Source organism: Pantoea stewartii subsp. stewartii, assembly GCF_008801695.1.
Lineage (GTDB): Bacteria > Pseudomonadota > Gammaproteobacteria > Enterobacterales > Enterobacteriaceae > Pantoea > Pantoea stewartii.
The window spans coordinates 60,943-73,889 of record NZ_VZPF01000010.1 but is presented as its reverse complement, the minus strand read 5'-3'; the positions used below and the strand labels follow the sequence as shown (position 1 = coordinate 73,889).

At 52.1% G+C, this 12,947-nt stretch carries 12 protein-coding genes and 1 rRNA gene; 8 read left to right on the top strand and 5 right to left on the bottom strand.

What is annotated here, in order from left to right; all coding sequences use genetic code 11:
• Positions 1 to 9: 9 nt before the first annotated feature.
• Positions 10 to 125, top strand: a 5S ribosomal RNA gene (gene rrf, locus F7Q90_RS04530).
• A gap of 275 nt (positions 126 to 400) precedes the next feature.
• Here rrf and mobB read toward each other — a convergent pair.
• Positions 401 to 910 (bottom strand): molybdopterin-guanine dinucleotide biosynthesis protein MobB, encoded by a 510-nt coding sequence (gene mobB / locus F7Q90_RS04525; RefSeq protein WP_006121316.1) that lies wholly within the window; start codon positions 908 to 910, stop codon positions 401 to 403.
• A complete protein-coding gene (mobA, locus tag F7Q90_RS04520; RefSeq protein WP_006121317.1) occupies positions 892 to 1,482 on the bottom strand; it encodes a molybdenum cofactor guanylyltransferase MobA in 591 nt (196 codons plus the stop codon). The genes mobB and mobA overlap by 19 nt, the downstream gene beginning before the upstream one ends.
• 71 nt (positions 1,483 to 1,553) lie before the next feature.
• Here mobA and F7Q90_RS04515 point away from each other — a divergent pair, with 71 nt between their 5' ends.
• From F7Q90_RS04515 to F7Q90_RS28105, 5 genes are all read left to right on the top strand, one after another.
• Complete coding sequence (locus F7Q90_RS04515; protein WP_006121318.1) at positions 1,554 to 1,829, top strand: YihD family protein; 276 nt, start codon at positions 1,554 to 1,556, stop codon at positions 1,827 to 1,829.
• Between the two features lie 45 nt (positions 1,830 to 1,874).
• On the top strand, positions 1,875 to 2,861 hold the full coding sequence (locus F7Q90_RS04510; protein ID WP_006121320.1) for a serine/threonine protein kinase: 987 nt from the start codon (positions 1,875 to 1,877) through the stop codon (positions 2,859 to 2,861).
• Positions 2,862 to 2,886: 25 nt separating this feature from the next.
• Complete coding sequence (gene dsbA / locus F7Q90_RS04505) at positions 2,887 to 3,516, top strand: thiol:disulfide interchange protein DsbA (RefSeq protein WP_006121321.1); 630 nt, start codon at positions 2,887 to 2,889, stop codon at positions 3,514 to 3,516.
• Positions 3,517 to 3,897: 381 nt separating this feature from the next.
• Positions 3,898 to 6,681 carry a DNA polymerase I gene (polA, locus tag F7Q90_RS04500; protein ID WP_006121323.1) on the top strand — a complete coding sequence of 928 codons (2,784 nt, stop codon included), beginning with the start codon at positions 3,898 to 3,900 and terminating at the stop codon, positions 6,679 to 6,681.
• 264 nt (positions 6,682 to 6,945) lie between these two features.
• A complete protein-coding gene (locus F7Q90_RS28105; RefSeq protein WP_071892919.1) occupies positions 6,946 to 6,993 on the top strand; it encodes a spot 42 RNA, inhibition of DNA synthesis in 48 nt (15 codons plus the stop codon).
• 60 nt (positions 6,994 to 7,053) lie between these two features.
• Here F7Q90_RS28105 and yihA read toward each other — a convergent pair whose 3' ends face one another.
• Positions 7,054 to 7,689 carry a ribosome biogenesis GTP-binding protein YihA/YsxC gene (gene yihA / locus F7Q90_RS04490; RefSeq protein WP_006121326.1) on the bottom strand — a complete coding sequence of 212 codons (636 nt, stop codon included), beginning with the start codon at positions 7,687 to 7,689 and terminating at the stop codon, positions 7,054 to 7,056.
• 551 nt (positions 7,690 to 8,240) lie between these two features.
• On the opposite strand from yihA, the gene yihI reads away from it, so the two are divergent.
• Both yihI and hemN read left to right on the top strand, forming a co-directional pair.
• On the top strand, positions 8,241 to 8,759 hold the full coding sequence (gene yihI, locus F7Q90_RS04480; protein WP_006121327.1) for a Der GTPase-activating protein YihI: 519 nt from the start codon (positions 8,241 to 8,243) through the stop codon (positions 8,757 to 8,759).
• A 235-nt stretch (positions 8,760 to 8,994) separates the two neighbouring features.
• Positions 8,995 to 10,368 carry an oxygen-independent coproporphyrinogen III oxidase gene (hemN, locus tag F7Q90_RS04470; RefSeq protein ID WP_006121328.1) on the top strand — a complete coding sequence of 458 codons (1,374 nt, stop codon included), beginning with the start codon at positions 8,995 to 8,997 and terminating at the stop codon, positions 10,366 to 10,368.
• Positions 10,369 to 10,404: 36 nt separating this feature from the next.
• Here hemN and glnG read toward each other — a convergent pair whose 3' ends face one another.
• The gene (gene glnG, locus F7Q90_RS04465; protein ID WP_006121329.1) at positions 10,405 to 11,814 is read right to left on the bottom strand and encodes a nitrogen regulation protein NR(I); all 1,410 of its coding nucleotides are present in this window, start codon (positions 11,812 to 11,814) and stop codon (positions 10,405 to 10,407) included.
• Between the two features lie 7 nt (positions 11,815 to 11,821).
• Positions 11,822 to 12,871 (bottom strand): nitrogen regulation protein NR(II), encoded by a 1,050-nt coding sequence (gene glnL, locus F7Q90_RS04460; RefSeq protein ID WP_006121330.1) that lies wholly within the window; start codon positions 12,869 to 12,871, stop codon positions 11,822 to 11,824.
• Positions 12,872 to 12,947 lie beyond the last annotated feature (76 nt).

Here is a 12,947-nt window from a genome sequence, read left to right as displayed (position 1 = left end):
CAGAATCTGCCTGGCGGCTGTAGCGCGGTGGTCCCACCTGACCCCATGCCGAACTCAGAAGTGAAACGCCGTAGCGCCGATGGTAGTGTGGGGTCTCCCCATGCGAGAGTAGGGAACTGCCAGGCATCAATCAGGTGAAGAAGCCCCGTACGAAAGTACGGGGCTTTTTTACGTCCGTCGTCCGGGGAGGGCGTGGCCTGCCGGACCTCTGCGGGCTTCAGGTCAGATCTCTGCCGTCGCCTGCCGGTCATCCTCCCTGGTCCTGCCCTGACCGTTTACCTTGCCTCTGCATGTATGCGGGACCGCCATGACGTTTATCTTCCGACGCCGCCCTCGTACAACCCCATACGAAGTCTCAGCCGATACCTGTCAGAGATAACGCGCCCTGTATCTCGTTCCTTTAACTGGCCTTTTCCAGCCATGTCATGATAAACGCAGCAACCTCTCCGGGCTGGTTGATATCCACAGTGGGCACATCCGGCTTCCGCGAAAGGTCGTCAGTGACAACCGCCACGACATGCTCATCCAGCAGATCGATCAGCTCCCCTTTAACACCCGATCGCCAAAGCACCATTTTGGGCACGGGTTCATCTTTGAAGCCTTCCACTAGCACCAAATCCAGTTGCGTACTATCCATTCGTGAGGCTAACATCCTTAGACTAACGGACTGCTCTGGCGTTTCACACATCATCGCCCAGCGCCGATCGCTGGCGACAATAACCTGATCGGCACCGGCTTTTCGCAGCCGATAGCTGTCCTTACCTGGCGTATCAACATCCATCTGATGATGCGTATGTTTGATCAGTCCTGCTCGTATTCCCTGCGCTTTCAACAGCGGTATAACCTGCTCAAGCAGCGTTGTTTTACCGGTTCCGCTCCAGGCGACAATCGCTAATAACGGGACGGGCATGATGATTTCTCCCGATTAACCAGATCGTCAGGCGTATTAATATTGCGGAAAGCTGATTCCGCATCACTGAACAGTACGGGATGTCCACCCTGTTCACGCATAAATTGCATAAGCCTGCGTTCACCACGTAACAAGCCCGCTTCAAGATCGCCGATCAGCGCCCGATTCATCAGCGCCAGAGTCGGATGATCACGTTCGGATGACTGCACCCAGACAACAGGTGCGCTGTTACGCTGCTGCCAAAGACGCGCAACAAAATCGCCGGGAATATCAGGTGTATCGCACGCGCAAAACGCAACCCACTCAGTAGGACTGTTTCGCAAACCGCTCAGCATACCTGCCAGTGGTCCGGGATAGTCCTGCATGGTGTCAGCCACGACCTGACAACCACTTATCTGATAACGATCAATGTTACGGTTGGCGCTTATTAACACAATGTCTACCTGCGGCTTTAACCGCTGAAGAACATGCTGATAAAGTGGTTTACCTTGCAGCATTATTAACCCTTTATCCTGTCCTCTCATACGGCGACCTTGTCCACCTGCAAGGATTACCCCGGTAATTGCTGTCATTTTCGTCTCCTGACTCAAATCTGGACGATACTCACATTGCGGCAGCGGACCACCTGCATAAAGGAATCATCATGAAAACGCATCGGCTGAGTGAACTGCTCGAACTCCTGCAACCTGCCTGGGAAAAAGAACCTGATCTTAACCTGCTGGCATTTTTACAAAAACTGGCTCAGGCGTCCGGTTTCGTTGGCCCATTAAGTGAATTAAGCGATGACATATTGATTTATCATCTAAAAATGCGTGATTCTGCCAGCCATGATCAGATTCCCGGACTGAAAAAAGATTATGAAGTTGATTTTAAAACGGCGCTGCTGCGTGCACGTGGAGTCATTAAAAATGATGAGTAGTGTTATCCTTAGCCGTTCACAGTAAAGATAAGCACAGGGATAACCATGAGTGATGCCGCCTTTAATTTTCAAACGCTCAATCCAGATGTCCTGCTTGATGCGCTTTGGGAAACAGGTATTCGGGTAGACTCCGGTCTTACGGCCCTGAACAGCTACGAAAACCGCGTTTATCAGTTTAGCGATGATAACAGGCAGCGCTATGTGGCCAAGTTTTACCGACCACAGCGTTGGTCTGCTGAGCAGATTACTGAGGAGCATCAGTTCTCTCACGATTTACTCGGCGATGAAGTGCCCATTGCTGCGCCCCTGGTTCTTAAGGGTAATACGTTGCAACAGCATGCGGGTTTTTACTTTGCGGTTTTCCCCAGCCTCGGGGGCCGACAATATGAAACCGATAACGACGATCAGATGGAATGGGTTGGGCGCTTCCTGGGCCGCATGCATCAAACTGGCCGAAAAAATCTGTTCCGGCATCGCCCCTCAATGGGGCTTGATGAATATCTGGATCAGCCCCGGGATGTGCTGGCAAACGCTGAACTTGTGCCCGCGTCGCTGCGCAGTGCATTGTCAGAGGCCGTCGATAAGCTGGGTATGACACTCCGTCAATGCTGGCATGACAACTGGCAGCCGTTACGATTACATGGTGATTGCCACCCAGGCAATATCCTGTGGCGGGACGGCCCCCTGTTTGTCGATCTCGACGATGCCCGCAATGGCCCGGCCGTTCAGGATCTGTGGATGTTGATCAGCGGCGATAAGCAGGAGCAGCGGATCCAGTGGGATATTCTGCTGGAAGCCTATAGTGAATTCAGTGATTTCGATATTAACGAATTGTCACTGATTGAACCTTTACGTGCGATGCGCATGATTTATTATCTGGCCTGGGTTGTTCGCCGCTGGCAGGACCCCGCCTTTCCGCGCGCGTTTCCCTGGATGACCGATGAGGATTTTTGGCGCAGGCAAATTTTGCAGTTTATCGAGCAGGAAAAGGTGTTGCGGGAACCCCCGTTGCAGCTGACCCCGCAATTTTAATGACAAGTCAGGAGAGTTTTCCCCAATGAAGAAAATATTTTTTGCACTGATGGGTTTGGTGCTGGCCTTCAGCGCATCTGCTGCACAATTCTCTGAAGGTAAACAATATGTCAGCCTGCCTAAGCCGGTTGCCGGTGAACCGCAGGTCATGGAGTTTTTCTCATTTTTTTGTCCTCACTGCTACCAGTTTGAAGAAATCTATCATGTCAGTGATGCGGTGAAAAAGAACCTGCCAGCGGATACCAAAATGGTTAAATACCATGTTGATTTCCTGGGCGGCGAGCTGGGGCCGGTTGTCACGCACGCATGGGCTGTGGCCATGGCGCTGGGGGTTGAAGATAAAGTCACGGCACCTATTTTCGATGGTATTCAGAAAACCCAGACCATTACCGATCCCGCCAGTCTGAAAGACGTTTTCATCAAAGCCGCAGGCATTACCTCTGAGCAATATGATTCGGCCTGGAACAGCTTTGCAGTAAAAGCGCTGGTTGCCCAGCAGCAAAAAGCGGCCGCTGATGTGGATCTGCGCGGTGTTCCCGCTATCTTTATTAACGGCAAATACATGGTTAATAACGGTGGACTGGATACGAGCTCAATGGAAAACTTCGTGGCGGATTATGCCAACGTTGTTAAATTCCTGGTCGAAAAGAAATAAGCGTTTTTTTGATATCATCTTCCGCAATACGCCAGCATTCGCTGGCGTTTTCTTTTGCCATCACTCACCTTATCTCTGCTGGAGTGGAGAAGCACAGTTATTCTATCCACACAAGCAGACATGCCGTCAAAAATCACGATCACATCACGGTTTTGTTTTAAGTTACTAATTTTAAACAAGTATCATTGCTGGCCGGGATCGCTATGATATAAATAAATGATTGATATGATTTTTACGCACAAAGTTATCCACAGGAAGTCGTTACGATCCAAAAGGCTGCAGCACCAAAAAAACAACTTCCCGTTTGTCTTGATTAACCCTTTTCGCCAAGGTGTGGCATCCTTATAGACCAATCCATGGCAACGAAGAATACACAGACATATGGCGCAAATAGCAGAAAACCCCCTGATTTTGGTTGATGGCTCATCCTATCTTTATCGCGCGTACCACGCTTTCCCGCCGCTGACGAACAGTGCAGGAGAGCCTACCGGTGCTATGTATGGCGTGCTGAACATGCTTAAAAGCCTGTTGGTTCAATACAGCCCTACACATGTTGCTGTGGTGTTTGATGCTAAAGGCAAAACCTTCAGGGATGAGCTGTTTGAACATTACAAATCTCATCGCCCGCCCATGCCCGACGATCTGCGGTCACAGATTGAGCCGTTACACGAAATGGTGCGTGCGATGGGATTGCCTCTGCTGGCCGTCAGCGGTGTCGAAGCGGATGATGTGATTGGTACGCTGGCGTTAGAAGCCGAAAAAAAGGGTTACTCTGTCCTTATCAGTACGGGCGACAAAGATATGGCGCAGCTGGTGACGCCAGCGATAACGTTAATCAATACGATGACTAACACCATTCTTGGGCCGGAAGAAGTTGAGCAAAAGTATGGTGTGCCACCCGCCTTGATCATCGATTTTCTGGCGATGATGGGCGACAGCTCAGATAACATTCCAGGCGTACCAGGCGTGGGTGAAAAAACGGCTCAGGCCCTGCTACAGGGACTGGGAGGGATGCAGTCGATCTACGATAATCTCGATAAAGTTGCCGATCTTTCATTCCGTGGTGCCAAAACTATGGCCACAAAGCTGGAACAAAACCGCGAGGTGGCGTTTCTCTCCTATCAACTTGCGACCATTAAAACGGATGTAGCGCTGGATCAGCCTTGTGAGGCGCTCACCGTCGGTGAACCGGATATTCAGGCCTTGCAGGCGCTGTTTAGCCGTTACGAGTTCAGGCGCTGGTTGACCGACCTGCAAGAGGGAAAATGGCTGCAGGGTAAGAAAAGCAACCGACAGGCCCAACAGGTTCTTGTCGATGAGCCTGTAAAGGCGGAAGCCACAAGCGTCTTGTCTGCCGAGGGTTATGTCACCATCCTGGATCAGCAAACGCTGGACAACTGGGTTGAGAAGCTGAAAAAAAGCGACGTTTTCGCGTTTGACCTTGAAACCGATGCGCTGGACACGTTAACAGCCAACATTGTGGGTCTCAGTTTCGCCATCGCGCCAGGCGAAGCGGCTTATCTTCCTGTCGCGCATGATTATCTTGATGCGCCCGAGCAGCTTGATCGCGATGCGGTGCTCGCACAGCTCAAACCGCTGCTGGAAGATCCTGATGTCAGCAAAGTGGGGCAAAACCTCAAGTACGATCGCGGTGTCCTTAAGAACTACGATATTGAGTTAGCAGGCATTAAATATGACACCATGCTTGAGTCGTACATCCTGAACAGTGTGGTGGGCAAACATGATATGGACAGCCTGTCGGCACGCTGGTTGAATCATAAAACGGTCACCTTCGAAGAGATCGCCGGTAAGGGTAAAAATCAGCTTACGTTTAATCAGATAGCCCTTGAGCAGGCTGCGCATTATGCGGCAGAAGATGCTGACGTCACGTTGCAGTTGCACCTGAAGATGTGGCCTGAGCTTGAAAAAGAAGCCGGCCCGAAAAAGGTGTTCGAACAGATCGAGATGCCGTTGCTCAGGGTCATTTCGCGCATTGAGCGTAATGGTGTGTTGATCGATCAGGCCATCTTAGCGCAGCACTCAAAAGAGCTGACAGCGCGCCTGGCTGAACTGGAACGTGAAGCGCATGAACTGGCAGGCGAGCCGTTTAATCTCTCTTCCACGAAGCAGCTGCAGGTCATCCTGTTTGAAAAGCAGGGCATCAAGCCCACCAAGAAAACGCCGGGTGGTGCGCCGTCGACCAGCGAAGAAGTGCTGGCAGAGCTGGCGCTGGACTATCCATTACCGAAAGTCATTCTGGAGCACCGTGGGCTGTCAAAACTCAAGTCCACGTACACCGATAAGCTGCCGTTGATGATCAATCCTGTAACCGGCCGCGTGCATACGTCTTACCATCAGGCCGTCACCGCGACCGGACGTTTATCATCTACCGATCCTAATCTGCAAAACATCCCGGTGCGGAATGACGAAGGACGGCGCATTCGCCAGGCCTTCGTAGCAGGCAAAGGCAACCGCATCGTCGCGGCGGACTACTCGCAGATTGAACTGCGTATCATGGCCCATCTGTCGCAGGATAAAGGCCTGCTGGACGCGTTCTCGCAGGGAGAAGATATCCACCGGGCTACCGCAGCGGAAGTGTTTGGCGTACCGCTCAGTAAGGTGACGGGTGAACAACGTCGCAGCGCGAAGGCCATCAACTTTGGTCTCATCTACGGTATGAGTGCATTTGGCTTATCCCGCCAGCTGAATATCGGTGCAGGTGAGGCGAAGAAATATATGGATCTGTACTTCGAGCGCTATCCAGGCGTCCTGCGCTACATGGAAAATACCCGTCAGCTCGCCGCGAGTAACGGTTATGTCGAAACGCTGGACGGGCGTCGCCTGTGGTTGCCTGACATCAAGTCCAGCAATGCGATACGACGTAAAGCGGCAGAACGCGCCGCAATCAATGCCCCCATGCAAGGAACGGCGGCCGATATCATTAAACGCGCGATGATCGCGGTTGATAACTGGTTACAGGAACAGCGAAGCGACGCAGTGAAGATGATTATGCAGGTGCACGATGAACTGGTGTTCGAAATCAAAGAGGAGGCCGTTGAAGCGGCCAGTAAGCAGATTCGTACGCTAATGGAAGGCAGTATGGCGCTGGATGTGCCCTTACTGGTTGAAGTTGGGGTAGGGGATAACTGGGAGCAGGCACACTAGGTAAGCAACCGGCGCTGACGTGATACGTTAGCGCCCGGTGAGAAACGTTGCCCGTTCAACCATTCAGGTTTTCTCAGCATCATGAAGGAATGACTGACTCTGCCTCCACCATTTTTTTGATAATTTAACTACATGTCATCTTCATTTTTGTGACGAGCATAGTAAAAAAAGTGGCGGAAAATGAATGGGAGTAACAAAAAAACCTTTGTTGCTCACAAAAAATCAGGTAAAGTTCGAGGCGTAGGGTACAGAGGTACAGGTAAGATGTTCTATCTTTCAGACCTTTTACTTCACGTAATCGGATTTGGCTGAATTTAGCCGCCCCAGTCATTCTGTGACTGGGGCGTTTTTTATTGGGCTTTTTGCCCGGCCTTACGCGTCACTGTCCTGATCGTCCACTGCGGGTTCCAGTTCACTAAACCAGCTATTCAGCTTGTGGCGCACTTTATCAACGCCAATCTTTTTCAGCGATGAGAAAACTTCCACCTGCACATCTCCCATGAAAGCCAGCGAGGCTTCCTTCACCATATTAAGCTGGGCCTTACGTGCGCCAGATGCGAGCTTGTCGGCTTTCGTTAGCAGCAGCAAAACAGGAATACCGCTGTCAACGGCCCACTGAATCATTTGCTGATCCAAATCTTTAAGAGGGTGACGAATATCCATCAGTACCACCAGGCCTTTTAATGCCTGGCGTTTTTGCAGATATTCTCCCAGTGCCCGCTGCCACTTGAGTTTCATCTCTTCCGGCACTTCGGCATAGCCATAACCGGGTAGATCGACGAGGCGCTTACCTTCGGCCACCTCAAACAGGTTAATCAACTGCGTACGACCGGGCGTTTTACTGGTACGCGCCAGGCTTTTTTGGTTGGTTAACGTGTTTAAAGCGCTGGATTTCCCCGCATTAGAACGGCCAGCGAACGCCACTTCAATGCCAGTATCAGAAGGTAAATGGCGGATATCAGGCGCGCTAAGGATGAAGCGGGTGACATGGTAATTCAGTTCAGACAAGGTAGTACTCCAGAAACGCATTAGGGCAATGGCGCTGATTATACGCATTATGGCGGGAAAGTGCTCAATACCATTGTTCAGGGATCGCTGTAAGACATTTGCCATAAATCTTGCAAGTTATGTCGCTTTTTAATTAAAAAATTAAAAAAATAAATGATTAAAATTCAGTGCATTGTACTAAAGTACAGGTTTTTCGCTCAAACACCATACAAGTATTACTTGAGCCTTTTACCAATTGGTCTATATTATTCAGAAGTGCAGGACAGCATTCATCAGGATGATGCGCTCAGGAACGTTGGGATAACGAAGAGCGACAGGAAAGGAAATGGTCAGGGATTGCGGACCAGAAAAGGAAAAGGATGAGCTCCGGAGTTGAGCAGGCGCAGGATTAACCGGGATGTTGTGAGCCGAAACGGATTTGAAACATGATTCCTTCTGCCGAAGGTATGAAATAAGGCGACAGCTTGAGCTGTCGCCTTTTTTCTTTGTCTGGTTTCTGCTAGATTTCGCCGCAATTCTATACTGAATAAAAAACACCGGAACCCAAGATTATGAAGCAACCTGCAAGCGCGGCGAAGGGCAAGCCTGTCGCCAAAGCAAAACGTAAATCGCGTGAAGAGATCAATAACGAAGCGCGCGATCGTAAACGCGATAAAAAGCATCGTGGCCATGCGTCAGGTAGCCGTGCTAACCCGCAAGCGCAGAGCAGCAACGGTAAGCAAGCGGCCCCGGCAAAAGATCCGCGTATCGGCAGTAAAAAGCCGGTGTCGTTAATCGTTGCCGACAACGCTGCACCCGCAAAAACCAAAAAAGTGACGGCAAAACCGGCGAAGCAGAAAGTGGTGCTGACACCGGAAGAAGAGCTGGCGCAGTTAGAGAACAGCGAGCGTCTTGATGCGCTACTGGACCGCCTTGAGAAAGGCGAAACGCTTTCATCTGAGGATCAGGGCTGGCTTGATGTCACGCTGGATCGCATTGATGAACTGATGGAACAGCTCGGTATCGCGATGGACGAGGAAGACGATCCGGAGGCGGAAGAAGATATGTACCGCCTGCTTAAAGGGAATTAAGCCGTCTTTGATCGGCATGCGTAAATGCGCATGCCTGGTTTAACAGGTAAACGACAATGTTTTGGCCTGGATCAATTTTCGTGCTTTTGATGACATGTTATCTCCTGTGGTTATTGTTTAAACTACAACGACTGTCGCGTCTGAAGCAGCGTTTACGGCGGGTTTCCTCCCGCACTCCTCTCTTTCCTTCTGCATCGCGGCCTTTCCCACAGCGAGGTAAACGGAAGGAGTCAGCATGTCAGCGACACAAATCGACTGGGACCAGGCATTAATTGAAAAATACAATGCGGCGGGTCCGCGCTATACCTCTTATCCCACCGCGCTAGCGTTCAGCGAGACCTTTACAGACGCTGATTTTCAACGTGCCACTGAACGTTATCCGCAACGCGCGCTGTCGCTCTATGTTCATATCCCGTTCTGTCATCGCCTGTGCTATTTCTGTGGCTGCAATAAGGTTGTCACGCGTCACTTACATAAAGCCGACCGCTATCTGAACGCGCTGGAACAGGAGATTGTCGCCCGCGCGCCACTGTTTCGTGATCGTCGCGTCACTCAACTGCACTGGGGCGGCGGCACGCCTACATTTTTGAATAAGCAGCAGGTTAGCCGGCTGGTGGCGCTGCTGAAACAGCATTTCACCTTCGAGGATGACGCGGAGATGTCGATCGAGGTCGATCCGCGTGAAATTGAACTGGAGATGATCGATCATCTCCGGACGTGCGGTTTTAATCGCCTGAGCATGGGCGTACAGGACTTTAACAAGACGGTGCAGGAACGAGTTAACCGGGTGCAGGATGAGGACGTGATTTTTGCCCTGATGGCACGGGCACGTGAGCAGGGGTTTCGTTCAACCAGCATCGACCTGATTTACGGTCTGCCGCTGCAAACGGCGGAAAGCTTTGCTTTTACGCTGCAGCGGGTTATCGCGCTGGATCCCGATCGACTGAGCGTTTTTAACTATGCGCATCTTCCGTCACTCTTTGCCGCACAGCGAAAAATTAAAGAAAATGAACTGCCCTCGGCGCAACAGAAGCTGGCTATCCTGCAGCAGAGCATTACAACGCTGACCCGGCATGGCTACCAGTTCATCGGTATGGACCACTTTGCTAAACCGCAGGACGAGCTGGCGGTGGCTCAGCGCGAGGGGAACCTGCACCGCAATTTTCAGGGTTATACCACCCAGGGCGACTGCGATTTACTCGGTCTGGGCGTCTCCGCCATTAGCATGATCGGCGATCGCTACGCGCAAAACCAGAAAAGCCTGAATGACTGGTACAGCCAGGTTGAAAAACAGGGCCATGCCTTATGGCGGGGATTCACGCTCAGTCAGGACGATTGCCTGCGCCGCGATGTGATCAAAACGCTTATCTGCAACTTTGCGCTCGATTTCAGCGCGACAGAAACGCAGTGGAATATCACCTTCGACAGCTATTTTGCCGAAGAGCTGGCGCGGTTAAAACCGCTGATTGCGGATGGGCTGGTGGTGCAAAACGCGACAGGCCTGAAAGTGACAGGAACAGGACGACTGCTGATTCGCCATATTTGTATGTGTTTTGATGCTTACCTGCGACAAAAGACGCAACCGCAGCCCTATTCGCGTGTGATTTAACCGCCGGAACAGCACAGGCTGTTCCGGCGGAATGGCTTATTCCATGCCCAGTTCTTTCAGCTTACGCGTCAGCGTATTCCTTCCCCAACCCAGCAAACGCGCGGCTTCCTGTTTGTGACCCTGCGTGTGGCGCAGTGCAGTCGTCAGAAGCGTGCGTTCCATTTCCGGCTGTGCTTCTGACAGCAGGTTTTGATGACCGGAACGCAAGGCACGATCGGCCCATTGTGCCAGCAGGGTTGCCCAGCTGTCGGGAAGCGACTGCGTGGGGCTTTCCGGCGTACTGGATTCGAATAACTCCGGTGGTAAATCCTGAATCAGCACTTCCTGACCGGCGGCCATCACCGTTAACCAACGGCAGGTATTCTCCAGCTGACGCACGTTACCCGACCAGTGCAAACGGGTCAGCGCGGTCTCGGTCTCCGCATGCAGGATCTTGGCTTCCACACCAAGCTCGCGTGCGGCCACCTGCAGGAAATAACGGGCCAGACGGGGAATATCTTCACGACGCTCACGCAGCGGCGGCAAATGCACGCGGATGACATTCAGGCGGTGAAACAAGTCTTCACGGAACTTGCCTTCCTGTACCCGCAGTTCAAGGTTCTGGTGCGTAGCGGCAATGATGCGCACGTCCACTTTGACCGGTGCATAGCCACCGACGCGGTAAAACTGCCCGTCTGCCAGTACGCGCAGCAGGCGCGTCTGAACATCCAGCGGCATATCACCAATTTCATCTAAAAACAGCGTCCCGCCGTCGGCCTGTTCAAAGCGTCCCTGACGAATCTGATTCGCACCGGTAAAGGCCCCTTTTTCATGGCCAAACAGTTCCGACTCAATTAAATCCTTAGGGATCGCCGCCATGTTGAGGGCAATAAACGGCGCTTTACTGCGAGGACTGTGGCGGTGCAGTGCGTGCGCTACCAACTCTTTACCTGTACCCGATTCCCCGTTGATCAGCACGCTAATCGACGAACGGGAGAGACGGCCGATAATACGGAACACGTCCTGCATGGCGGGCGCTTCACCGATAATATCGGTGGTGGGGCCGCTTACCGGTTGATTACGTGGCTGCTGTTGCTCCTGATAGTGACTGATGGCACGTTCAACCAGCGCGACCGCTTCGTCGATATCGAACGGTTTGGGCAGGTAATCGAACGCGCCTTGCTGATAGGCGCTTACCGCGGCATCCAGGTCGGAATGCGCTGTCATGATGATAACCGGAAGCATGGGATGGCGCTGTTTGATTTGTTTTAGCAGAGCCAGCCCGTCCATACCCGGCATACGGATATCAGACAATAAAACGTCCGGGGTTTTTGTTGCGAGTGCATTGAGCACGTCGTTCGCGCTGTCAAAAGTGGCACAGCTTAAACCGGCTCCAGTGAGCGCGCGTTCAAGCACCCAGCGGATGGAGCTATCGTCATCGACGATCCAGACTATCCCTCGTTGCATAGAAACCTCACTGGCGAATAGGCAGGTAAACCGAAAACTCGGTATGACCCGGCCAACTGTTGAACTCAATTTTTCCCGAATGCTGATCAATCAGGCTACGGGCAATAGAAAGGCCTAAGCCGGTACCGCCTTCCCGTCCGCTTACCATTGGATAGAACAGCGTATCCTGCAGCTGGGCTGGAATACCGGGGCCGTCATCTTCGATATCAATGCGGGCAACCAGACGATAACGTGTGCCATGCAGTGTTAACTGGAAGGCTGTACGGGTTCGAATCACGATTGTGCCGCCGTCTTCGCCTAACGCCTGCAGCGCATTGCGCACGACGTTCAGCAAAACCTGCTCAATCTGATCGGGATCGTGCGGTAATTCCGGCAGGCTGGGATCGTAATCGCGAACCAGCGATACGTTTTTTGGCAGCTCCATCGAAACCAGGTTAACGACACGTTCCGCTACCTGATGAATACTCTGGGTAATATGCATACCGGGCTGTTGCGGCCCCAGTAAGCGATCAACCAGATTTCGCAGGCGATCTGCCTGTTCAATAATGACTTTGGTATATTCATTCAGGGCAGGGTCCGGCAGGGCGCGTGACAAAAGCTGCGCCGCGCCGCGCAATCCACCTAGCGGGTTTTTAATCTCATGGGCCAGCCCGCGGACCAGATCGCGTGCGGCCACCTGCTGAGCATGCTGCAGCTGTTCCTGACTCAGGCGACGCTGATTATCCATCGGTGCCATTTCCAGCAGAATCAACCCATCAGGCAGGCGCTGTGCCGTGAGCGACATAATGTGCGCCCGGCCATCCACGACCAGAGTAACTTCGCTGTCAGTAAAGCCCTGGCCCGCCTCAAGACTCTCGCGCATGAACTCGACATTCAGCGAAAAGTAGCCGGTTAATTCAGGTAACGGCGTGCCGAACAATTTACGTGAGCTTTGCGCCAGTAATTGCTGTGCCGCCGGGTTGGCATAATGGATCGCCAAATCGGTATCCACCAACAAAATACTGTTGATTAAGGTATTGAGAATCTGCCCGGCGTCGGGCAGGGAGGCAGTTGCCATACAGCGTTCCTCTGCACTAATTTAGTGCATTGTAGTCTTTAAGCCGGAATTAAAGCGAATGAACGATGAATTCGCG